This window comes from Limnospira sp. PMC 289.06, from assembly GCF_032350395.1.
GTDB classification, from domain to species: Bacteria; Cyanobacteriota; Cyanobacteriia; order Cyanobacteriales; family Microcoleaceae; genus Limnospira; species Limnospira platensis.
In genome coordinates, this window is the sequence record NZ_JARPLC010000001.1 from 13,829 (window position 1) to 38,089 (window position 24,261).

22 protein-coding genes are annotated in these 24,261 nt (G+C 44.4%); 13 read left to right on the forward strand and 9 right to left on the reverse strand.

All coding sequences use genetic code 11. The annotated features are described in order from the left end of the window. Positions 1-24 precede the first annotated feature (24 nt). Positions 25-1,017, forward strand: coding sequence for a hormogonium polysaccharide biosynthesis glycosyltransferase HpsN (gene hpsN, locus P5674_RS00060; RefSeq protein ID WP_006619799.1), 993 nt, complete (start codon positions 25-27; stop codon positions 1,015-1,017). A 6-nt stretch (positions 1,018-1,023) separates the two neighbouring features. On the opposite strand, the gene trmB is transcribed toward hpsN, so the two are convergent. From trmB to P5674_RS00075, 3 genes are all read right to left on the reverse strand, one after another. Continuing rightward, positions 1,024-1,656: a tRNA (guanosine(46)-N7)-methyltransferase TrmB gene (gene trmB / locus P5674_RS00065; protein WP_006619798.1), complete on the reverse strand. Its 633-nt coding sequence runs from the start codon at positions 1,654-1,656 to the stop codon at positions 1,024-1,026. Between the two features lie 25 nt (positions 1,657-1,681). Next, entirely contained in the window at positions 1,682-2,725 is a 1,044-nt protein-coding gene (gene csaB, locus P5674_RS00070; protein ID WP_006619797.1) for a polysaccharide pyruvyl transferase CsaB, read from the reverse strand. Positions 2,726-2,924: 199 nt separating this feature from the next. After that, a complete protein-coding gene (locus P5674_RS00075) occupies positions 2,925-3,152 on the reverse strand; it encodes a hypothetical protein (protein ID WP_006619796.1) in 228 nt (75 codons plus the stop codon). Between the two features lie 398 nt (positions 3,153-3,550). On the opposite strand from P5674_RS00075, the gene P5674_RS00080 reads away from it, so the two are divergent. Together P5674_RS00080 and P5674_RS00085 are read left to right on the forward strand one after the other, a co-directional pair. Then, complete coding sequence (locus P5674_RS00080; protein ID WP_315669700.1) at positions 3,551-5,464, forward strand: ArsA family ATPase; 1,914 nt, start codon at positions 3,551-3,553, stop codon at positions 5,462-5,464. 178 nt (positions 5,465-5,642) lie between these two features. Then, complete coding sequence (locus tag P5674_RS00085) at positions 5,643-6,311, forward strand: leucine-rich repeat domain-containing protein (protein ID WP_035736170.1); 669 nt, start codon at positions 5,643-5,645, stop codon at positions 6,309-6,311. A gap of 43 nt (positions 6,312-6,354) precedes the next feature. Here P5674_RS00085 and P5674_RS00090 read toward each other — a convergent pair whose 3' ends face one another. The 4 genes from P5674_RS00090 to fraC all read right to left on the reverse strand — a co-directional run bounded on the left by P5674_RS00090 (position 6,355) and on the right by fraC (position 9,570). Next, positions 6,355-6,984 (reverse strand): DUF1361 domain-containing protein, encoded by a 630-nt coding sequence (locus tag P5674_RS00090; protein WP_006619793.1) that lies wholly within the window; start codon positions 6,982-6,984, stop codon positions 6,355-6,357. 69 nt (positions 6,985-7,053) lie between these two features. Beyond that, a complete protein-coding gene (locus P5674_RS00095; RefSeq protein WP_006619792.1) occupies positions 7,054-8,424 on the reverse strand; it encodes a cobyrinate a,c-diamide synthase in 1,371 nt (456 codons plus the stop codon). Between the two features lie 44 nt (positions 8,425-8,468). Next, positions 8,469-9,050, reverse strand: a complete 582-nt coding sequence (locus P5674_RS00100) for a DUF5357 family protein (protein WP_006619791.1) — start codon at positions 9,048-9,050, stop codon at positions 8,469-8,471. A gap of 1 nt (position 9,051) precedes the next feature. Then, the gene (fraC, locus tag P5674_RS00105) at positions 9,052-9,570 is read right to left on the reverse strand and encodes a filament integrity protein FraC (protein ID WP_006619790.1); all 519 of its coding nucleotides are present in this window, start codon (positions 9,568-9,570) and stop codon (positions 9,052-9,054) included. A gap of 144 nt (positions 9,571-9,714) precedes the next feature. Here fraC and P5674_RS00110 point away from each other — a divergent pair, with 144 nt between their 5' ends. Further along, positions 9,715-10,641 (forward strand): M28 family peptidase, encoded by a 927-nt coding sequence (locus P5674_RS00110; RefSeq protein WP_035736175.1) that lies wholly within the window; start codon positions 9,715-9,717, stop codon positions 10,639-10,641. Between the two features lie 13 nt (positions 10,642-10,654). On the opposite strand, the gene P5674_RS00115 is transcribed toward P5674_RS00110, so the two are convergent. After that, on the reverse strand, positions 10,655-11,875 hold the full coding sequence (locus P5674_RS00115) for a class I SAM-dependent methyltransferase (protein WP_035736181.1): 1,221 nt from the start codon (positions 11,873-11,875) through the stop codon (positions 10,655-10,657). A 390-nt stretch (positions 11,876-12,265) separates the two neighbouring features. Here P5674_RS00115 and P5674_RS00120 point away from each other — a divergent pair, with 390 nt between their 5' ends. Then, complete coding sequence (locus P5674_RS00120; protein ID WP_006619787.1) at positions 12,266-15,010, forward strand: phycobilisome rod-core linker polypeptide; 2,745 nt, start codon at positions 12,266-12,268, stop codon at positions 15,008-15,010. 72 nt (positions 15,011-15,082) lie between these two features. On the opposite strand, the gene P5674_RS00125 is transcribed toward P5674_RS00120, so the two are convergent. After that, positions 15,083-15,703 carry a DedA family protein gene (locus P5674_RS00125; RefSeq protein WP_006619786.1) on the reverse strand — a complete coding sequence of 207 codons (621 nt, stop codon included), beginning with the start codon at positions 15,701-15,703 and terminating at the stop codon, positions 15,083-15,085. Between the two features lie 301 nt (positions 15,704-16,004). On the opposite strand from P5674_RS00125, the gene P5674_RS00130 reads away from it, so the two are divergent. From P5674_RS00130 to P5674_RS00165, 8 genes are all read left to right on the forward strand, one after another. Then, complete coding sequence (locus P5674_RS00130; RefSeq protein ID WP_006619785.1) at positions 16,005-16,340, forward strand: STAS domain-containing protein; 336 nt, start codon at positions 16,005-16,007, stop codon at positions 16,338-16,340. Positions 16,341-16,390: 50 nt separating this feature from the next. Beyond that, positions 16,391-18,658, forward strand: coding sequence for a protein-arginine deiminase domain-containing protein (locus tag P5674_RS00135; RefSeq protein ID WP_006619784.1), 2,268 nt, complete (start codon positions 16,391-16,393; stop codon positions 18,656-18,658). Positions 18,659-18,701: 43 nt separating this feature from the next. Beyond that, positions 18,702-19,274, forward strand: a complete 573-nt coding sequence (locus P5674_RS00140) for a CPBP family glutamic-type intramembrane protease (RefSeq protein WP_006619783.1) — start codon at positions 18,702-18,704, stop codon at positions 19,272-19,274. Positions 19,275-19,303: 29 nt separating this feature from the next. After that, positions 19,304-20,467 (forward strand): AI-2E family transporter, encoded by a 1,164-nt coding sequence (locus tag P5674_RS00145; protein WP_006619782.1) that lies wholly within the window; start codon positions 19,304-19,306, stop codon positions 20,465-20,467. Beyond that, positions 20,457-21,371 carry a S66 peptidase family protein gene (locus P5674_RS00150; RefSeq protein ID WP_006619781.1) on the forward strand — a complete coding sequence of 305 codons (915 nt, stop codon included), beginning with the start codon at positions 20,457-20,459 and terminating at the stop codon, positions 21,369-21,371. The genes P5674_RS00145 and P5674_RS00150 overlap by 11 nt, the downstream gene beginning before the upstream one ends. Before the next feature lie 227 nt (positions 21,372-21,598). Further along, entirely contained in the window at positions 21,599-22,399 is an 801-nt protein-coding gene (locus tag P5674_RS00155; RefSeq protein ID WP_006619780.1) for a cistern family PEP-CTERM protein, read from the forward strand. Between the two features lie 225 nt (positions 22,400-22,624). Continuing rightward, positions 22,625-23,275, forward strand: coding sequence for a PEP-CTERM sorting domain-containing protein (locus P5674_RS00160; RefSeq protein ID WP_006616012.1), 651 nt, complete (start codon positions 22,625-22,627; stop codon positions 23,273-23,275). Positions 23,276-23,542: 267 nt separating this feature from the next. Then, positions 23,543-24,190: a PEP-CTERM sorting domain-containing protein gene (locus P5674_RS00165; protein WP_006616011.1), complete on the forward strand. Its 648-nt coding sequence runs from the start codon at positions 23,543-23,545 to the stop codon at positions 24,188-24,190. Positions 24,191-24,261 lie beyond the last annotated feature (71 nt).

Below are 24,261 nucleotides of genomic sequence, written 5' to 3' on the forward strand. Positions count from 1 at the left end.
TAACTATTGGATATTATCAAAACTATGAATCTTCCTAAAGTCTCTGTAATTATTCCTACCTATGGACGTGAAGAATTGTTGCGGAATAGTTTATTGGATGTGATGAATAATGATTACCCAGATTTGGAAATCTTGGTAGTTGACCAAACGAAAAACCATGAACCGGAAACTCAAGAGTATTTAGAAAAGTTGTCACAATCTGGGAAAATTTCCTGGTGTCAACTGGAATGGGCTAGTTTACCGGGAGCGAGAAATTATGGGGTGCGACGCGCTACGGGAGAGATTGTCATCTTTATTGATGATGATGTTACACTTGAGCCTAATTTCGTCATGTACCATGTTCGCAACTATCTTGATCATCCTGAAATTGGCGCGGTAGCGGGTCGGGTATTAACCCCAGAACATTTACAGGGAACCCACACACAACCGACTTTTGATTATCTACCACCAGAGGCGAGTGATCCGGGTATTGCTTGGTATTATTTGGATGTGGTTAATACTATGAAACCTCAAAAGATTATTAGTGGTCGGGGGTGTAATATGTCTTTTAGGCGATCGCTTTTTACTGACCATGGAATTTGGTTTGATGAACGATTTAGGGGTAGCGCGGTGCGTGAGGAGTCGGATTTTTTCTTGGATATCCGAAAAACTGATTATCAGATTTGGTATGATCCAGAAGCAGTTTTAGTGCATATTGGGGAACCCACCGGAGGCTGTCATGATATTAGTACCCGGTCTTTAGAGTACCAAATTACCCATTATCATAATCATTTTTTGATGGCATTTAAGCATTTAACCTGGAAACAATCCCTACATTTATATATCCGTCTATTTGATTGTCATGTTCTCGGACATCCTCCTTGTAACAAAAGTGGTGGGTTTACTAAAATTATGGTGCGGGGGATTTTCTATTTCTGGGGATTTTTTAGTGCGATTTGGACTCAGATACAAGGACTGTGGAATGATGGACAGATTTACACACGCCAAGACCCCCAAGCTATGTCTGGGGTGAATTAAGAGTGATTAATTCGCCTTAAATTGAGTCCTATAAACGGGTTCGCCACGGTTAAGGGTAGCGATTTCGCGTTCGGAAGCGACGGGTAGGGGGTTGTCTGTTAACCAATGTTCTGAGAGGAGATGAAAGCGGGGATTTTCCCTAAAGCGATCGCGCATTTCGATCGCCACAGTTTCCACGTCCGAGGCTAACAATACCCAACCACCGGACACCATAAACTTGGCTAAATCTTCCACCAGTTGCGGTTGTACTACTCGCCGCCGTTGATGCTTGCTTTTAAACCAAGGGTCAGGAAATAAAATACTAACTGTTTTGATAGTTTGTGGGGGCAAAGATGCTAACATTGAGGATAGGGAATAGTTAGCATTACCGAAAATATAGTGTAGATTAGTTAGCTGTTTTTGGTCGCGCCAATGGTTGGCTTCTTCCACTAAAGTCTGACGTATTTCTAACCCTAAAAAATTATGATATTCTTGGATTTGAGCAAGTTTCCATAAAAATCTACCCCTTCCGCATCCAATATCAATATGGAGAGGTTTGTTAATATCACTATATATCTCTGACCAATTTGGGTTTTTAACAGAGAATTGAAATTTCCGCGCTAAAGGGTTAACGTGCTGACGAACCCGAACTCTTCCCAATGTTTACACCTCCAATTAAGAGTAGCTAACTATTAATTAATGATTGCAATAGTTCCCCATGAAGTTGGGCGCGATCGCTCAGAGATTGAATTTTAACACGGTCAAGGCGATCGCCATTAACATAATGTTCAATCCAGGCTTTACTAATGATATTAGCATCATCGGGAATTTGGGAAAGTTCCCAACCGGGGAAGTCTAATTCTGCCATTAAATGACTCACTTTAGGGTCATAACTAATAGCAAAACAGCGACATTCCTGGGAGGCTGCCATAATTAAACTATGTAGTCGCATTGATATAGCCATTTCCACCCCCTGAAATAATCCCCGCAACATTTGAGGATCTGTTAATTTCAGAATTTGGCTATGGTGAGGAATAGCCCTATGGACTAACTCAGCGATCGCCAAATCTTGGGATAATTGAAACGGAACCAGTAAAATATAGGTATCCGTCACCTGCTGAAAAGACACCAAAGCCCTAGTTAAAATCTCTAACCGTTTTGGGGTCAATAATGGATGCGATCGCCAGGTGACAGCCACTCGCGGGGCTGGAAAATCCCACAGCCCCGGTACAGGCTTGGGGTCAAGTGCCCACACTGGATCAGGAGCTAAGGTAAACGGAATTTGCCAATCTGTCAATAGGGCAGCCGAACCACTATCACGGACAGTAACTAGATTACACCCAGAAAAAGCCCTTTTTGCCATAGCACGGGTAATCGGACGCTGGAGGGGACCAATACCTTGAGACCAAGCAATAGTGGTCAATCCCATCTGTTGAGCTAATCCCATCAATCCCGTATAATATAATGGGCTGATGGTGCTGGTGACATCTTGGATTAAACTGCCGCCCCCCCAGATAAACCAATCAGCAGCCCGCAAAACTTTCAACACCTGAAAGGCATTTCGGCGATCGCCGGTTTGAACTCCGTATTGGGTCTCAGTTTGGCTAGGGTTTCCCGATAAAGCGATCGCTTCTACCGTATCGGGTAGCATCTGTAATAACGAAGCCAAAAGCGCCTCATCACCGCCATTCCCCTCCCCATAATAACCACAACAAATAGCCCTTACCATCTTGCTATTCAAACTTGAACTGTTCTTGTACCGTTAAATATACCGATATCCAATAATTCGTCAAATCTCATCAGGCAATAATTAGGGAAGACACCCAGACTGCTGGCTATGTCGGCTTGGTAGAATTCATAGCAATTGATAGCAGCAGTTACATATCCCCCAACTCTCAGTATTGCACCCCAGTAGCTGTCAAAAGATATTAACAGACTCCATTATCATAACACTCAGAGGGTCGTCTTTGTTGAACCTCCGGTAGTGGTAACTCGTAGGGGGATGTATTTTCACTCCCCCAAAAGATAGATTCTGTCTTCACCGGGAAAGATAAGACCTCAGACTGATTAAAAACGGCATTGGGGACTCCGGGGATTGCCAAAAACAGGGGAAATGCCATCATCAGCATTTGGGTTTGTGATTTAATGTTACTCATGATTTGAACCTCGCCTAAGCTGAACTTGATTAAAAATAGGCAAACCGTCGAGGGTTTTGTATCTTACTTGTTTCATTTTTCCAGTTAGAAATGAGATAGCAGGATTTTCCTGAAATAGGGAAAGAACACGGTTTAATTGGGACTTAGGCCCAGGGGGGTTAATTTAATCCTTGCCAACTTTCTATAATTCCATTATGATGGAGCGAACTCCCAATCATCATCTGCCGTATGACAGTTATTGCTGAGGCTGAAGGGCTGATGAGTAGGTGCTAGGGTCATGGGGTGATTGGGTCTAATGGTCAACATAACTCGGAATCATTAAATAATGATGTAGCCGGGACTTGCTCTGATCAGGCGATCGCCCCCAAGGTAAAAAATGGAGTCAATCAGAGAAATTTATGGTAGAGGACTTTCATAAGCTAAGTTTAGCTCTATTTAGTGGTAAAGGAGGTGTGGGTAAAACCACCCTGGCTTGTGGGTTAGCCCTCCATTGGGCTAGTCAGTTTCCTGATGATCGCATCCTGCTACTATCAACAGATCCAGCCCACTCCCTAGGAGATGTGCTACAAATGCAGGTAGATAACACCCCCAACCATGTCGCTGCCTCTGTTGATTTTGTTCCCCTACCCAACCTGAGTATCCGCGCCCTAGATGCCCATATACTACTCAAAGACTTTAAGGAACGCTACGGAGATACCCTACAATTGTTGGTGGAACGTGGCAGTTTTGTAGAAGGCGAAGACCTTACCCCCGTTTGGGACCTCGAATGGCCGGGAGTTGATGAGTTGATGGGTTTATTGGAAATTCAGCGCCTCTTTGACGAAAACCTGATCGACCGGGTAGTGGTGGATATGGCTCCCAGTGGTCACGCCCTCAACCTTTTGGGGTTAATGGATTTTTTGGATAATTTGTTAGAATCCCTCGAACTATTCCAAGAAAAACATCGCACCATCGGCAGTTCCTTTACTGGTAGCCACCGCCAAGACGAAGGAGATGAGTTTTTAGATGAAATGCGGGACAAACTCGCTTCAGGACGCGCTAGGCTGCAAGATGCTGACCATACATCTTGTTTCTGTGTGGCAATTCCTGAACCCATGAGTTTATTTGAAACCCGGCGATTTTTGGAGTCTCTACAAACTCTCAAAATTCATCTGGGTGGGGTATGGATTAATCATATCGTGACCGAAGCTGTTGATGGCGATCGCTATCGTGAACAGCAACCCCTCATGGCTGAGTTTATCAAAATCGCCGCCGCGCAGCCTATATTTCTCGTCCCGGAATTAGACACCGAACCCCTGGGAGTTACCGCCTTAAATAGCTTATTTGCTCAAACTAAGCCTTTGGGTAACGATGACCAATTAGCTATCATCACCCAAACCGAAAACCAGCCCGTATCATTGGTGACATTCCCTGATGCTCCTAAATTACCAGATTTTCTGTCCTTGGGGCGGCGTTTAGTTATTGTCGGGGGAAAAGGTGGTGTGGGTAAAACCACTGTTGCTGCTGCTATAGGTTGGGCGATGGCAGAACGTTACAGCGCGCGCCATGTTAGAATGGTATCTATTGACCCAGCCCATTCCTTGGGTGATGCCTTCGGTTGTCAGTTAGGACATCAAGCCCTTAACATTACTGATAACCTTAGCGGTCAGGAAATTGATGCTGACCAGGTTCTCGATAGGTTTCGCTCAGACTATCTCTGGGAATTGGCGGAAATGATGGGGGGAGATTCTGGAGACCCTGATGCTAATCTCAAACTGGCTTATGGACCAGAGGCTTGGAGGCGCATTGTTTCCCAGTCTCTCCCAGGACTTGATGAGATGTTGTCTCTGGTGGAGGTGATGGAGTTATTGGAAAGCCACGAACAAGATTTGATTGTATTAGATACTGCTCCCACGGGTCATCTATTGCGGTTTTTGGAGATTCCTACCGCTATGAGTGATTGGCTGGCTTGGATTTTTAAGCTGTGGATCAAATATCAGAATGTCTTGGGAAGGGTTGAGTTTATGGGACGGTTGCGAACCTTGCGTCAGCGGGTGGTGAAAGCACAAAAACGTCTGGCTGACCCCGAATATACCGAGTTTATTGGAGTTGTTCAAAATCGCTCTGCTATTCTAGCAGAAGCTGAAAGATTAGTCGAATCTGTCCGGGAACAGTCGATCGCCCAAAATTACATCGTACATAATCGCGCTGAATTGGGTAAGGCAATTTCAGGCGATCGCTTTGGGGAATTGGCGATCGTTCCTTTACCTAATTTACCTCGCTGTGTTGAGCCGATATTCCGCATTCAAAAAGCTGCTGAATTAATCTTTTAACAGCACCCTAAATGCGAGCAACACCGAACCAAACCACCCCAGACGGCTATATATATGCCGCCACATTTCTCCATGCTTTTATCATAAGTCAATCTCCGAGATTTGTCAATAGGCAATCTGGCAAATTAGGGATTATTCTATAAATGGTGTATTAATCAATCCAAGGAAGGAATGAGCCATGGTTAAGGGTAATCTTCTGAGTCGATGGTGGGGAGTAACGATGATGGGGATAATGATTAGTTTAACCGGGAGTATTAGTCCGGTGTCTGTCCTAGCTGAATCCGACTCTTCCGACCCTTCCGAAACCTATACAACTATTATGGATTGGTGTCTGAATAGGGAGAATTTATCCCCAGATGCTAGATATACGGTACAACTGATTTTGAGGGAAGCCGGAACCTTTAACTGTGCGAGAGCTAGTGAAAACTTGCTAAATTTAAATAGACTAGATCTGAACACCAGTTTAATTAGGGATGTTGCGCCTTTAGGAAGTCTCACCAACCTAACCGAATTAAGATTGATGAATAACCGGATCTCAGATATCAGTCCTCTCGCGAATCTGACGAACCTGGAAAATCTGGATTTAAGCTACAATTTACTAACCGATGTTAGCGATTTGGGACAACTCATGAATCTGAGAGTTCTTAACCTGAGTTATAACGAAATTAATGATATTAGTACCCTCAACAATTTATCAAGACTAAATGAGTTAAATCTCAATCATAACAACATCTCTAATATCAGTTCGTTGTCTTCCCTAGAACGCATCACTTATTTATTTGTCAGACATAACCCGATCGAGGATCAGACCTGTCCGATTTCCCCTAGATTTATCTGTCAGTTTTAGGGTATTTTTAGGGAAAGGAGGATTTCTGCTGCATCGACTGGGATTACTCAAAGGTTTTATAAACTTGGCGAAATTGTAAAATCAAGCCGAGGGTGATTTGTTTCATTACTAGGTATAAAACGGATATAATCACAAAGGTAATGATGATGACTAATAGGGGTTTCCGGCTAGTCAAATCATTCAAAGTTTCCACCATAATGACATCTGGTTGAGTCACCAAGTCCCAACTATTAAATCTTTGAAAACGTCCCAGATATACACCGATCGCACAGAGAAAATGAACGATAAACTCAGCGGGAATCACCCATTTTTTCGCTCCTTGTCTAATCAAATAGTGACCCTGATTAATTAAGGAAATGACATAGGCTTGAAATCCCATGAGAATTGCGAAGACATGAAGGGGGATAAAAAACAGAGTAATAACCCAGACGGAATATCCGGCTCTGGTGGCTCTGATTAAGTGGATAATATCGGTTAGCAAATAGGGTGCATTAGGTAAAAATGCGATAAAAATAACTAAAGTAATCCACCACAACCAAGACCGAGAGAGATTTTTTCGCCTAAACAGAAAGAAGCTGAGAACTAAGGGAATAAACGCTAAAAACAGATTCCAAATAATCCAGCCACTATGTCGATTAAAAGCATCTAAAGCACCGGCGAGTATAGCTTCCATGGTCTTGTAAATTCCTTTGTTAGTGAAACTCAATCAAGCGATCCGGATCCTAGGGAATATTATATCTAATTAATAATTATGGCGACAGGATTTTAAAAACCGTTGAGGGATGGTGGTCTGACTCCCCCAATGTAGGTGTAAATAGGAACAGTGAACATTAGGAAGGGGGTTCCAACCTTCGGGGTGAGTTTGTTGGAGGCTGTGATAGCGAGAAATATCATAGATAGGGTTAGGGGGCTCTTCGGTGAGGTGGGAATGGTGAAATTGATGACCGCAGACGGTATCTCCTGGGGATAGTAGGGGTGTTTGTCGTAATACTTTCCCTTGATAATATCCTAGGGTGAGTCGTTTTTCCATAATAGCGGTAGTAGGAAGAATTCCGACCATTGACCAGGCTTGTTGATTAAAGTCGATAATTTGATCGCATAAATACATTAACCCCCCACATTCTGCATAAGTAGGAATACCGGACTTAATGAGCGATCGCACTTGTTGAATAGCGGGTTGATTTTGACTTAAAGACTCAGCGAATACTTCGGGAAAACCGCCACCAAAATACAGACCATCAACGGGTTCGGGAATGGTTTGAGTTAGGGGACTCCACCAGATTAATTCGGCTCCCAATTCTTGCAATAAATCGAGGTTATCAGCATAGTAAAAACTGAAAGCGACATCACGAGCGATCGCTATTTTCACAGGGGGGGTTTTAACGGGAATCTCTGGAGGTTCTGGGGTGACAGTTTCCGCCGCCAATAGGGGAAGTAGTTGAGACCAATCAAAACAATTAGCGGCTAATTCTGTAAGTCGGTTTAAGAGTATGTCAAGATTAGAAAGTTCTTGGGTGGGAACTAATCCCAAATGGCGGTCAGGAATGGTAATATTATCCTGGCGGCGCAGGACACCTAAAATGGGCAAATCCAGGGGTTTTAAGGCGGCTTTCAGTAAATCCAGATGGCGATCGCTTCCGACTCGGTTAAGGATGACACCTGCGAATTTTAGACGAGGATTTATGGTACAATAACCATGGGCGATCGCCGCGACAGAACCGGATAATCTAGAGCAATCAATCACTAAAATAATCGGTAAATTCAAGGATTCAGCAATATAAGCAGTTGAGGCAAAATCAGAGTTAAATTCTGTGGATTTCCACCCCCTAGGAATACCATCAAACAACCCCATAACTCCCTCAATAACTCCTAATTGAGAGCCACTAATATGGCGCTTAAAACAGGATGTAACATAATCTTCTGAAGTCAGAATCGGATCGAGATTTCGGCAGGGTTTTTGGGTAACATACTCATGAAACATCGGGTCAATGTAATCAGGACCAACTTTGAAGGATTGCACATCAAAATTGTGATGTTTCAGATAAGCCAAAATACTGAGCGTGATTGTAGTTTTACCTACGCCGCTACGTTCTCCCGCAATGATAACAGTCATGATAAATCCACCTATTTTGACCAGTTTTTAACCATTATTAACCATTATAAATTACTCGGATTATCCGAGAAATTATCAACTTGTTGGAGCATAATTTGTTGTTCAAATAGATCGGGATATTCTTGGATCCAATTATCAACCAAAAAATAAAAGGAGATCCAGCAACTCAGAACTACATGACTAAGAATCAATAACAGAAACGGCCCACTAATTAAGGGGGGACTTGGTCGCAGTTTAAATTTAGCATCGATCCCCTGGATTAAAAACACAAAACAAGCGCAGATAATCGGCCAAACAGTTATGGCAAATGTGGGCAATTGTTGGGCAGTTTCCTGATAAATTAATACGGTAATTAAAGTTCCGGTAATCCAAGGACTTAGGGAAACACCACGAATTATAAAAGGATGTTGATTGGTGCGCCAGGAAATCCCAGCAGTTAGCAAAATCCAACTCAGGTTAGCTATAGAGTTACTGCGTTCAATGTTATCGGTCAGCAGGCTGGAAACCAACCAAGCCAATAGACCAACTATGACTACACTTTTCCAGTGATATAACTTAGGTGGCTTAACTGTATTTACCACAGAAGTGACATTTTTAACTAAGGGATGTTTCAGGGGATTATCCATATTATGAAACCTCGTTAGCTTGTAGTACAGTTAAGGCTATAATACACACATAACTAATAGTGTGTGCGCGGACAAGAGAGCGAATAATGATTTGAGTTTCCTGATTCATGGAAAAAATCAGAGGACTTTGAGATTTTTTTGGCTCAGGCTTATCTTTTTGCGGTGGGATTTCGCATAAAAATTTATACAAGGCAAATCCATTCATTTTAATGGCTAAATACAACAAAAAATAAACCATCGTAATGAGTAACAAGGTTAGGGAAAATTGGGGAGTTTCTCCGACCATTATATAGACGATAAAATCTTTATGAACAAAGCCAGGAATAACTGCCTTTATTATAAAAAAACTCATAATTCCTATGATTTCGGCTAACAAATTAATGACGGCGGCATATTCGACACTTTTACGGGGGGAAAAATTCAGATAACCACTCAGAAGCCATGATTCAATGGTAATCACAATTAACAAACGACAAAATCGGGTGAGGATTGTCCGTATTCCAATGGTGACAGGTAGCATGAAGCGTGGACTCCATTAAGATGATAGACTTAATCTATCATTAAGTTGGGAAATGATTAACATTTACTGTGCTAAGGTACACCGAAGTTATTTTCGTGATTGATAAGTCTAGCGATCGCCCTACTATGGGAAAGGGGAGTAATCATGATATTGATGCCAGGAAAAAGCTACAGAGGTACACTTCCACCCCTGACAAGACACGAGGAAGAAGTTAGCGATCGCCTACGACAAGACGTAGAAGCGATCGCTGGGGCGGGAGAACACAACTATATATATTATGATAATCTTCTTAAAACTGAGGCTTACCTGGAAAGTAGACTAACCCAAGCTGGTTATACAGTCCAACGCCAAGAATATCTGATTGGCGATCGCCAATTTACCAATTTAGAGGTAGAAATACCAGGGGAAGCCCTGGGGGAAGAAATTATAGTGATTGGGGCTCACTATGATTCTGTGGTAGGATCTCCTGGGGCTAATGATAACGGATCAGGAGCGGCGGCGGTCTTAGCACTAGCCGATTATTTCGCGCCAACCCATCCCCAAAAAACTCTAAGATTTGTGGAATTTGTGAATGAAGAACCGCCTTTTAGCTGGACTCCAGACATGGGAAGTTGGGTTTATGCAAAGCGATCGCGAGAAAGAAATGAGAAAATAGTGGCGATGCTGAGTTTAGAAACAATGGGCTACTACTCGGACACTCCTGGAAGTCAAACCTACCCCCTGGGGCTATTAAATAATATTTACCCGATTACTGGAAACTTTATCGCATTTGTTGGTAACTTCGCGTCTGGGGGATTAGTCCGGCAAGTAGTTAAAGCATTCCGTACCCATACGCTGTTTCCCTCAGAAGGCTCGATTTTACCTAATACGGTTCCGGGTGCGGGTTGGTCGGATCATTGGTCTTTCTGGCAGGAGGGTTATCCGGGAATTATGGTCACGGATACGGCTATGTTTCGCTATCCCTACTATCACAGCCAGGAAGATACCCCAGCAATGGTTAACTATAACCACCTCGCTAGGGTAGTTTCTGGCTTGGAGGCAGTGATTATGAATCTGGCTAATATTGATTGATTCACCCCCCCTGCTAAGAGGTGGGAGTTAGGAGGATAAACTGTCGAGATAGGAGCGATCGCACTCCAGAAATATCGAGTTGGACAGCAGCCAGAATATCACCGACAGTGCGGGGATTTTCTACGGTACCATCAGCAGTTGAATTAGTTTCACAGGCTTTGAGAAACTCAAACTCATCATCTGATAATGTCACCAGGTGATAATTGCAATCAAATACTGTTTGACTCGGCCAACCATTCAAACAGTAGGTTAACTGAGGAATGGCAGCTAATAAAGCGCTATCATCAGACCAATTAGCCTTGGGTACAGGGGGACGAGCCAGGAAAAACTCATAATGGCTAACTTGGGGGTCTAATAACTCAATGAGGCGATATAGTTGGCGATCGCTTAAATTTTCCACCCTTTCGATAAGTTCGGGGGATTTACCAATCAGGCGATTAATATCCCAATACTCAGGATTAGAAAAACCGACAAATTCCAATTGAGAGCTATCAATCAACTCAAACAGAGTGTCAATGTTGTAGTCAATTTCTTGGGGATGGACATACATATCAGCAAAACACTCATCTCGCTGATTTTCCAGAGCCCAACGTTCGGACTCATACAGGACTAGACGGTTATCTTCGGGTAAGGCTTCAAAAACTTTGCGCCCCACATTTACGCCGTCGTGATAATCGCCGCGTTTGTCCCCTTGTAGTAAGGCGATCGCCTGCTGCATAAGTCGCACTTCCCAGCGACCCAACTCAGCATAAACAAAAATATGTAATAATCCCCCGGGCGCTAATTTAGAAGCCAAGGCTTGGATACCCCGAATGGGGTCTGGTAGGTGATGGAGTACCCCCACACAGTTAATCAAATCAAACTCTCCCTCGAGTTGTCCCACATCATAGAGACTCATCTGTTTAAATTGAGGCTCTGGAGTTCCCCGAGTAGATATCCCGGAGCGCCGACAGCGTTCTTGAGCGGTAGCGATCGCTCCTGAACTCAAATCAATACCCAAAACCTCAGCCTCTGGGTTAAGCTGAATCAGATATTCCGTACTCGAACCCGTCCCACAACCGGCATCCAAAATCCGAATTTTGGTTTTTTGGGGTTTTTGTCCCGTACAAAATCCATAGGCTGCTGACCAACACCAGCGCCAGTTATAACCCGGTGGCGGTTCATTTAACAAAGGGTCGGGGGGAAAAGGGTAAATATCGTAAAGCCGTTTGACAGCAGCGCTAATTTCTTCCATGATCAAAACCAACAGACAACAACCCAAGCAAGCAAGCGAACGTGCTTTTTCAGAATACCCTACAATCGCCCCCAGTAGACCATAAATCTCTAGGGTGTTGGTCATGTAACAAAACTTATCGTTTTTTCTCAGATAAGTTCTGGTAAGTCTATACAATAGGTCTGGATACGCGATTTAATAAAATGCGAGGATTGCAGCCAAAAACATTTTAGCTGTAATTATCTGTAAAAAGATTAACCAGGTTAACAACTCAAGGAGCAATAGCCCCAGCCAGTTCAACTTGGCGGTGGAGTCTAAGTGATCCTTGAGCTTGGGTAGAATGACCTGTTATAGGGTGTATGTAATATGCCCGTAGTGTAATGACTGTGAATAGGGAGCGATAGAGATCGAATGAGTGTTAAGGCAAGTGGTGGCAGCTCAGTTGCGCGTCCGCAACTTTACAAAACCGTCCCAGTTTCAACAATTTCTCAAGCCGAACAACAAGATCGCTACTTGGGGAAAACTGAACTTAGTGATTTAGCAACTTACTTTAGTTCTGGGGCCAAACGTCTGGAGATCGCCCAAGTTCTCACCCAAAACGCAGAATTAATTGTGTCTAGGGCAGCTAACCGGATTTTTACGGGAGGCTCCCCTTTGGCGTTTTTGGAAAGACCCGAAGAGCCAGAAATGGCTATGGCTGCGGCGGGTAGTGGGGATATGGAAGTCGCCGAAGGGATGAAGCTGGGAACAATTTCCTATGTGGACAACCGGGGAGGTGGCTTCTTTGATGGTATAAAGTCCCTGTTCCAAGATTCAGGAACTGGCCCTGCAGTATTCCTGCCGCCGGGGTTCCGTCCCATTAATGTCTCCCGCTATGGTCCGGGAAATATGACTAAATCCCTGCGGGATTTGAGCTGGTTCTTGCGTTATACCACTTACGCGATCGTGGCGGGTGATCCTAATATCATCGCGGTTAACGTGCGTGGTTTGCGGGAAATTATCGAAAATGCCTGTTCTAGTGCGGCGACTTTGGTGGCCTTACAGGAAATGCGGCGATCGGCTCTGGGATATCTGCAAAATGACAAAGAAGGTCAGGAAATTGCCCTGCAATACTTCAATGTTCTGATTAGCGAATTTGAAGGCGCAACCCCTTCTAACAAAGTCCGTCAAGGTCAGAGTGTTGATCAGCAAGGCTTGGAATTGCCTCAGATTTACTTTAATGCGGCTGAGGCTCGCCAGAAGTTTGTGATGAAGTCGGGTATGTCTTCATCAGAAAAACTAGATGTGGTGAAAGCTGCTTATAGGCAGGTGTTTGAGCGTGATATTACCCGCGCTTATAGCCAAGGAATTTCTGACCTGGAATCCAAGTTTAAAAATGGCGAAATTAGCACTAAGGAGTTTATCCGTCGTTTGGGTAAGTCTCCTCTGTATCGCCAGCAGTTCTACTCGCGGTTTGTCAACAGCCGGGTGGTGGAACTGGCGGCGCGTCACTTCTTGGGACGGGGTTTGAGTTCTCCAGAAGAGTTTAGCAAATATTTTGCGATCGTCACTAAAGGCGGTTTGGCTGCTCTGGTGGATGCTATGGTTGATTCAACCGAGTATGCTGATTACTTTGGTGAAGAAACCGTGCCCTATCTGCGGGGTCTGGGTACGGAAGCCCAAGAGTGCCGCAACTGGGGTCCTCAAATTGACCTGTTTAACTACAGTGCGCCTTTCCGTAAGGTTCCGCAGTTTGTTACTCTGTTTGGTGACTATAAACAGCCTCTGCGAGATCAGCACGTCTATGGTATTGGTAACGATCCTTTAGAAATTCAGTTTGGGGCGATTTTCCCGAAAGAAACCCGCTCTCCCCAAAATCGTCCGGCTCCCTTTGGTAAGGATACTCGCCGGATTCTAATTCACAATGGAGCCGGAATTGATAACCAATTGAGCAACCCTGGCGCTCGTGGGAATGCTCCGGGTTCTCTCGGTCCCAAGGTGTTTAAGCTCGATCAACTTCCCGGTGGTTATATTTCGAGTAAATTTAGCAACAAGGGTGGGAACAGTGGCGCTAGTGTTAAGTTCTCTGAAAGTTCCACTCAGAAGGTGATCCGAGCGGCTTATTTGCAGGTGTTTGGTCGGGAACTCTATTCTGGTCAGCGCCAAACTGTGGCTGAGATTAAGCTGGAAAATGGGGATATCACGGTTCGGGAGTTTATCCGCATTCTGGCGAAGTCTGATGTGTTCCGCAATATGTATTGGACTTCCCTTTATGTTTGTAAGGCGATCGAATACATTCACCGCCGTCTGTTGGGACGACCCACCTATGGACGACAGGAAATGAATTCCTACTTTGACCTTTGCTCTAAAAAGGGTTTCTATGCTCTGGTGGATGCCATTATTGATTCCGTTGAGTATAACGAAGCCTTTGGGGAAGATACTATTCCCTATGAGCGTTATCTGACTCCGGGTGGTCTGTCTCTGCGTTCTATGCGTGTGGGAACCCTGGCTGAGAAGATGACTATGGTTAAAGACGAACCTACTCCCAGGTTTGTGGAGTTGGGAACTCCTACTGACCAGATGAAAGGTGAACTGGAAATCGATAACCAGATTAAACAGGGAGTTAACAAGCGTCGCGAACAGTCTAAGGTGTTTAAACTCACCAATGTGACTGATAAGGTGGCGCTCCAAACTACAATTGGTGCTATCTATCGGCAGATTTTCGAGCGAGATATTGACCCCTATGTTACTAAGAAAGAGTTTACCGCTCTCGAAAGTAAACTTGGTAATGGCGAAATTACCGTTAAGGAGTTCGTCGAAGCCTTGGGAGCTTCTGCTTTGTATATCCGCGAGTTCTACACTCCCTATCCCAATACTAAGGTGATTGAGTTGGGAACTAAGCACTTCTTGGGTCGCGCTCCCCTTAATCAGGCGGAGATTCGCAAGTATAACCAAATCTTGGCTTCTCAGGGTCTGAAGGCGTTTATTGGCGCAATGGTTAACAGCATGGAGTATGCTCAGGTGTTTGGCGAGGATACTGTTCCTTATCGGCGTTTCCCCACGCTTCCTGCTGCTAATTTCCCCAATACAGAGCTGCTTTACAACCAGTTGACCAAACAAAATGATGAACTGGTCGTTCCTAGTTTTGAGCCGGTTTTGGCTAACGATCGCAGCTAGAGCTAATTTGAGCCTCTGTTAATTTTACCTAGGTTCCCCGTTCATAGGAGAGCGGGGATTTTTTTTGTATCCCTAAATATTTTTCGCCTGGCGAGACTCCCACCACATGGGAATCACAAACCAAGCCACCACCAATAACAGAGCAATGATCGCAAATTCACCCACCCAAGAAACTAATTGGGGTAAAGGGACAACCTGACCGACAAAATAGGCAAGGCTAACCATTACAGAAGCCCAGAGTATCGCCCCAGCACCATTACATAGAAAAAATTTCCAGTATTTCATCCCAGCAATTCCGGCTAGGGGGCCGGCAAAAATTCGCAGGAGGGCCACAAATCTACCTAAAAAAACGGCCTTAGCTGCATTTTGGCTGAATTGGTCTTTGACTTCAATTAGTTGTTCTTCCTTGATGCGGAATAACTTACCCAATAAACACAAAAACGGCCAACCACCCCAGCGCCCTACCCAGTAACCGCAGTTATCCCCTAGGATGGCACCTGCGATCGCACAACCGAGAACCCACCAATAGTTAAGTTCTCCACTCCCGGCTAGGAATCCCCCCACCAGTGTGATAGTTTCTCCCGGTAGAGGAACCCCGGCATTTTCTAGGGCGATACCGCCGAAAACCGCCCAATAGCCATATTCATGGGCGATCGCCTTAATTGTTTCCAGTGATACAACTTCAAAGGACATTCAATGGTGTCTTCATATTTTTTTCGCAATTCTTTACAATAGTATAATATTTTTAGCTATATTGCATTCGATAACCGCCATAGCTGTGGTGGTTAATCTCGGGGGAACTCTCCCCTGGGTGTGGCAGGGGCGATCGCCAACACACATTTTTTGTTACCTACGACAACATATTTGGCACCTCGGTCAGATACCATGTAGTTGTCACCAGGGGAATCTTTCCTATAACTACCTCGTCTAAAGGCAAGTGTGGTAGGTTGACCAAAAACTTTTCAAAAATTCATTAGACATAGGAGAAATAGTCATGAGTGCTAACAAACCCTGGATCATTCGGCCTCAGAATAAATTAGATTCCCAAGGTTCAGAAGAACTGAAAAAACAGTTTTTGTCAATCACTTATGAACCACCCAGACTTTGGATCATAGATATGAGCCATGTAGAATTTATCGATAGTTCTGGTTTGGGGGCTTTAGTGGTGGCTCAAAAAACAGCTAAAAAATTGGGTTGTCGTTTAGTGGTTTGCCACCTGGGGGATGTGGCTAAGATGGTATTGGAAATTACCCAACTAGATAGGGTGTTTGAAATTGTGGATAACATCGATGAAATTTCCGCCAATCCTCAAACTTTGCTTTCTGCATAAATCCCACTGCCTTTCTGGTAAAATCAATGTCGTCGCTTGAGGAGTTAACTATGGGGTGGATGCGGTACATAGCGATGGCATTAGTCAATACATTGGGCGTTGTGGTGGGGATTATCTTAGTACCCGCGCCTCATGCAGTGGCTCAACTAGCAGCGGAGACAGAGGGGCCTGTAGAATATAAGATCTGGGAATTGGAAACTCGCTTATCGGAATATGGCAGAACTTCCTCTAGCTTAGATCGCTTAGAAACAGTGCGGGAAAATCCCCAATCTGTGGCTCAATTATATGAATTACGCGATCGCCTACAAGCCCAACTTGACCAAGTATCTGGCCCCCCTGACCCCCTGGTAGTTCAGGAAGCCTGGCAATATGAACTACAACTGCAACAATATCAGAGTTGGCGGCAAGCCCTACGCCAAACCGAAAGCCGCATTCGTAACGAAGAAAAAGCCAGCCAACACTGGAAACAAGCCTCCCAATTAGCACTCGAAGCAGTCGAAATTGGCAAATATCCTAACCCCACCGTCAAGGATTGGGAAATGGCACAACAGTTGTGGATAGGTGCGATCGACTCCTTGCGACAAATTCCCGCAGATAGTTTAATTCAACCCCAAGCCATTGACAAAATTGTTGAATACCAGGGCTATTTAGCCATTGTCACCTATCAACGAGCCCTAGCTAGTCAACCAGAAGCTGAACCGACCGCTACTACAGGAGAAATTGCTCAGTTTTCTGTCGCTGAACCCAAGTTTCCCGGTTTTGCTCTCCATGCTGATGTTAACCGAGATGGGGTAATTGATGCTCTCGACAAAATGCGCCCTAGCCAATGGTCATTATCTGCTGGACCCTTAATTCTGTTTAATAATGATGATGACGATCGCAGTGGTATTCCCGACAGTCACGATCGCATTGTTAATGGCGAATATGATGAGGCAGATTTAGCCCAAATTCACTTTAAGATTTCCGAAGAATATCAAGACGCAGATATATATATTAGCGTTGATGAAGCCTCCCGCCGCCGGATTAATATGTTCCAGAAAACTATTGGCGGCTGGAAATATATTGATTTGTCCGGTGCTTCTCCCCTGGAATTTAGCCCTACTATTATCCTCGGTGTGGAAGCTAAACAATTCGCTGATGGTCAATGGAGTGGCTTGGTCAATGTCAAAGCGATCGCCCGTAAAAATGACACAGAAATCGCCTCTGACCAAATCCAAATGGGTGTCGCACCTTGGATTATGTCTCCTAATACCGCCCCCGTTTCCCAGGTACATATAAGCGATCGCGGTGTGAATCAAGACGTAGTAGAAGCCCTACAAGATGCGATCGCTCCCACCGGAACCCCCACCCGTATTACCCCAGGAGAAACCGTCTGGATGCGAGATAGCACCGCCATTGGCTATGTACAATTTCCCAGTCCTGATGGTTTGCGTCAATACAATGTAGCTTTAAGTCCCCCTGGCGGTGGTGATTATGCCAGATCCTTATTAGGGCGAAATTTTGGTTGGGCTGAAATAGGAGAACCCCGCGAAATTGACTCCCCAAATCAATGGTTAGATTTCTATGGCAACCTTAATGTTACCCCACCTCTTCCCGGCTATCCTATGGGGCGTATTTACTACGGAAAAGCCGACGGCGAAACTATCAATCCCGATATTTTAGCCTTTTTAGAAGCCCAACAAGTTCAGTGGCCCCCCGTAGAAATTGACACATCTTGGTTAATTACTCGCCAAGTAGATGAACTAATTACATTTGTTCCGACAGCATCAGGTAAACCCTTAATGCTAGTCGTTAGTCCCCAAGAAGGGGTAAATTTATTGCGGCAATTAGCCCAAACCGGTTACGAAGGCGCAGCAATTAATCGCAGTTTAAGCACCCAAACCACAGTGAGAGCCGCCCTGAATAATGAACTATTAATTCAGCATAATTTGAGGTTGCATCGTGACAAAATCACCCCTTTAATTAATCAGTTAAAAGAGGAATTTAAACTTAATGATGAGCAAATTGTGGAAGTCCCAGCCATGTTTGGTTATACCGGATATGCTTGGTGGCCGAACCCGGTTAATTCGGTGTTTGTCAATGGCAAATTATTGGTGTCTGACCCGCGAGGGGCTTTGATTGATGGCCGAGATTACACCCAGGAAGACTTGCAGCGAAGATTAGCGATCGCTGGTCTTGAGATCACATTTTTAGATGATACTTATTACCAAAACCTCCGAGGTAGTCTTAACGCTGGTTTAAATACTACCAGAATCGGAGAAGAACAGGCTTTCTGGGAATCCTTCACCCAACAGTTAGGACAATTTAGCCAACGCTAACAAATAGCTATGGCGATCGCCTAAATTTAGAGGTGCTTATCAAATGTCCATTTTGGCAAATCTCTTAAACCGTTTAGCAATGGCCACAGCCCTTCCCACCCCATCAGATTGGTGGATTTTAGCCGCCACCTTTCTGGTTTATAGTGCGATCGCCCTTCCCCTCGGCTTCTCCATGAATTTTCTCAAATGGAACCCCATAGATTTTCACCCCCTGCGACTCCTAGGGGCTATGATTTGGCTATTTATCACCCCCGCACTGCTTGAGGAAACCCTCTTTCGCGTGCTGTTAATACCTCCCCCCACAGAAGCTCTCTCGCCCCTGATATGGCTATTTTGGGCGGCTTTCAGCCTCATTCTGTTTATAATTTCCCACCCCATCGCCGCTTTAACTTATAATCGAGCCGGAAATCCTACCTTTTGCCAAACCCCATTTTTAAGTTTAGCTACAATTTTGGGATTAGCTTGCACGATCGCCTATACTTTAACCGGGTCTTTGTTAATTCCAGTTTTGTTTCACTGGTTGGTAGTAGTGGTTTGGTTGTTTCTGTTAGATGGCGAACATAAATTATCTGCAAATTTACAGGCAAAATCAGATAATCTAACACCATCATCATAGTTGGCAAGCGCATCAATGGGAGTTAAATAGTGAAACTTGGAGATTGGATCGCCTTTTTATTTCTAGCCATTTCCCTAACCATTTTATGGGAATTTCGACATATTCTCTTACTGTTATTTACTTCAGTTATCTTGGCGATCGCCCTTAATGGTTTAGTGCGCTGGCTACAACGATTTAGGCTGAGTCGCGGTAAAGCCGTCTTCCTAGCTATCAGCTTAGTTTCCTTTTTGGGCATTATGTTTTTTAGTCTAATTATGCCTCCCTTTTTAGACCAGTTTCAACAACTGCTCAACTTGGTTCCTAGAGGCTATGAAAGATTCAGCCGTTGGATTGATTTAACCCTCCAACAACCTCCGATTTGGCTCCCAGAAATTAACTTGAGACTCCCCGGCTTTACCGAAATTGCTAGACAAGTTGGGCCCCTGGCTCAGAATATCCTCGGCAATTTCTTCGCCGTCTTTAACTTCTCCGTTAACACACTCCTACAGGGTCTATTAATCTTTGTTTTTACCCTCATGTTAGTCGCCAATCCCGCCTCCTATCGGCGGCTAGTGGTGCGCTTATTTCCCTCCTTTTATCGCCGCCGAGCCGATGAAATTTTGGGTCTCTGTGAAATTTCCCTCTTGCAGTGGATGCGCGGAATTGCCATTAACTCTGTGTTTATCGCTACTCTGAGTTATATCAGTTTAACCATATTAAATGTCGAATTTGTTCTCGCCCATGCCTTGTTAGCTGGCGTGTTTAACCTAGTTCCGAATATCGGCCCCACCTTGAGTGTCGTATTTCCCGTTTCCGTCGCTCTTTTAGACTCCCCCGGTAAAGCCTTTTTAGTCTTGGTCGCATATATTATTATTCAGAACTTGGAGAGTTATTGGTTCAGTCCCATGATTATGCAGAGACAAATTTCTCTACTCCCAGCCGCTACCTTGATGGCACAATTGTTTTTTGCCAGATTTCTGGGATTTGGGGGTTTGGTTCTCGCCCTTCCTTTGGCCGTCGTCACCAAAACTTGGTTGGAACAAGCCGTATTAAAGGATATTTTTGATAACTGGACTTTGAGTCAACCTATACTCGAAAGTTCCGATATTTCCGAATCTGATCAGGTGTTAATAGCAGCAGACACCCCCCCAGAATTACCCGATAGTTCCCCTAATGATTCTACTCAGGAGGATGATAGCGACCATGACATTTGAGGAGTTAAAACCCGGCGATCACTTGCGCGTCATTGCTCCGAGTGGCAAAATTCGGGAACCATTATCTGTAGAAACAGGTTTAGATATTTGGCGATCGCAAGGATATCAAATTAGCCTCACTTCTGGTTACGATCGCAGTTGGGGTTATTTCGCCGGAACCGATAGCGATCGCCGCCGTCAACTCTTAGATGCCATTGGCGATGACTACAGCCGAGGTATTCTCTGTGCTAGGGGAGGCTATGGCGCGACTAGACTCCTGGAAGGGTTGTCTATTGCTGATATTCCCCCCTCCACTAACCCCAAGTTTTTAATCGGGTTTTCTGATATTACCGCCCTATTGTGGGCTTTGTCCCGACAGGAAAATATTTTAGGCATTCATGGCCCGGTTTTAACCACTTTAGCCCAAGAACCTGATTGGGCGATCGCTCGTTTATTTGACTATCTAGCAGGTAAACCCTTAAAACCTCTCCACGGAGACGGGTGGGGCGGCGGTAAAGTACGCGGTCGCCTATTTCCTGGTAATTTAACTGTGGCTACCTATCTATTAGGAACCCCCCACCAACCGGATTTAACTAATGCTATCCTCGCCTTTGAGGATGTCAACGAGGAACCCTACCGCCTAGATAGAATGTTAACCTACTGGCGCACCATAGGAGCCTTTGAGGGTGTCCTTGGTATCGCCTTGGGGCGCTTTAGTCAGTCCGGGTCTCCCTTTAACTCCCCTGGGGATTTTTCCGTAGAACAAGTATTGCGCGATCGCCTTTTTGACCTGAATATCCCCATTGTCGCTAATCTTAGCTTTGGTCACGACGGCCCCAACGCTATTTTACCTGTCGGCTTACAAGTAGAATTAGATGGCGATCGGGGTATTTTAACTTGGCCAACAAATTCCCCCTCATACTGATAGCTTGAGCCGTGCTTTTTTACCACATATTTAGCGATTAGTCAATCATCCTGTCAAAGATTTACAATTGACCATATTATGTAAAGATAAGCGATCGACTTTGTAAAATTATAGACAAATTGCCTCCGATCATCTTTTTTTTCCTTCAATTTCATATATATATCACTTATGTAGTTAATATTTTTGATTACTACAAACATCCTTTCAACTAAAACCTATTCCCACCCATGAAAACAAATTATTTATTTGGTACAGCTTTATTAGCCACCAGTGTAGCCATCGTTTCTTCCGCATTTTTACCCGCTGCCGCCTTTAATATTACCAGAACCGGAGATCAAGCCGGAAATCCCCAACAAGACCTGTGGCAGGTCGGAGTTACCACCAATGATATAGGATCAACCTTTCGGATTGATTGGTTTTTGGATAAAAATTTTGATGGTTCCGGCGGCCTGAGTCAAGACCTGAGTGCATTTTCTACCTTTAAGGTTGATAGCTTTACCAGTAGCTATCTCGACCTGACCATCAATATTAGCAACACCACAGCACTCACCCAAACATTTACCGAAGCTGGTATTGTTAGTTTTGGATTCGGTATCGACCCCAACGCCACCAGTGTTGAACTCCTACAAAGTGGCACTAACTTCAGTGGGGCTCAAGTTAGGAGCGGTCAACAAACCTTCCCCGGTGGTTTTAAACAAATTGACATCTGTATTTTCACCCAGGGTTGTAATGGTGGTTCCCAGAACAGTGCTTTAGCTGCTGGTGCATCTGATAGTCTACGATTAAGGATTGGAGGCGACTTTACCAACGGGACCACTACCATTGGCGCGAACCTCCTTGATTTTCCCGTTAAATTCCAAACTACTGACGGTAGCTTTGAATTAGCTGGCGCAGGCGGCGGTGTAGACAATATCGAACAAGTCCCCGAACCTCTGACTATTTTGGGTACAGGTATGGCTTTGGGTTTTGGCAGTATGTTCAAGCGTGAACACGACAAGAAGAAAAAGCAATCTAGCCTCAAAGCCTAAGCGCCTCTCTGTTGTCGCCCTATGTCATGTCAGTATTTTTAACTACAGACACTGGGGCGCATCAGTAATTTTACGGGTCATGCTTTACAAAACCCCCTTTAATGTGAAGCTGAACCGTATTTTTATGTAATGTCTTCGTAAAATCAGCTTTTAGGGGTAGACAGTAACTGTGGGGACTTGCCAGAATGCAGTTATAGCAAGTTATTAACACAGGACACACCGAGAATGAATTTATCAAATCAAATTAAATTTGCTGCCATTGCTGCATCTGTTGCCAGCGTATCTGTTTTAACCAGCTCACCCGCTGAAGCTGTTACATTTAATATTGGCGATCGCTTTACCGCCAACGCCCAATTTACATTAGTCGGAGATTCTTCCACATCTCTATTTTTTGACTTCCTCGACGTAGACGGCAACACTGGTGGGCCGGGGAACTTCGGCATTGATAACTTTACTGCTGTGGGTTCTTTTGTAGACTACACCACAGGTTCCCAAGTTCGCTCAGAATATACCATTCAAAACGTTGATTTTGGTAGCGCCACCCAAGTAGCCAACTTCTTAACCTTTAATGATGGTCTTGGCGGTTTAGATGAGTGGTCTATGGATTTGACATCCATCAATGTCGTCAGCGATAGTGCTGTTAATAATATGCGGTTTGTCGATATTTATGCCACAGCCCTGTTTAGAGGCGATAATGTAGCACAAGGTGGCGGCGGCTATCAAGGCTTGATCAGAATTGACCGCGAATTCAATACCGCACAATTTGATTTTGAAGTTACTTCTGTCCCCGAACCCATGGGCATTATTGGCGCTGGAGTCGCTTTCGGAATGATGGCTGGCTTGCTGAAACGTCAACCCTCCAAAAAGGAAAGCTAAGGCTATCAACAGCCTGTTAAGGTTTCTCACCAGTTGACATATACTAAGCCTGCCCGTCAGAAACATCAACCTAGGGGCGGGTTTGTTTTTCGGTTGGGGTCATACCGTGATTTTACGGTTGCTGCTTTACAAAACCCCCTTTTATGTGAAGCTGAACCGTATTTTTATGTAATGTGTTGATAAAATGCCCTAAGTGTGCTAGACATTGGCCTGGAGAGTTGCCATACTAAAAGCATAATTCTTTTAGGAAAATAGGGTTGACAGAAGATGAAACTACAACATCAGGTCCAATGTGCCACAGTTTCTCTATCCATTGCTAGTCTATCATTCCTAGCTGCTGCACCCGCTCAAGCCTTGACTTTTTCCCCAGGCGATCGCTTTACAGCCAACTCCATTTTTACCGTAATTGGCGATAATAGCACCTCCCTAAATTTCGACTTCCTAGATGCTGCTGGTAATGCCGGGGGTCCTACTGGTAATTTTGGTATTGATAACCATACAGCTACAGGGGTTTTTGTTGACTATACCACTAATTCAGCAATTGACTCTCGTTATATCATTAGAGATACAGACTTCGGCAGCACTAATCAAGTTATTGATTTCTTGCGCTTTGATGACGTGGGCGGTTTATCTGAATGGTCTATGGATTTAAGATCAATTAGTATTGAGGATGACTTCATCTCAGGTAGTATGAGGTTTGTTAATATCGCGGCTGAAGCCCTATTTAAAAGCGATAATCAAGTTAAAGGTACAGGTGGTTTTCAAGGCTTAATTAGAATTGACCAAACCAACAACACTGCACAATTTGATTTTGAGACTACTGCGGTTCCAGAACCTTTTACCATCTTGGGAACTGGTTTAGCCTTCGGTATCGCTGGTTTACTCAAACGTGAATATGACAAAAAGAAAGGCTAAGATAATTGATAATGGTGGGTGGGGGCGGGTTTATTTATCCCCTGGTGGTCCGATTTAATTGACCGTGGAAC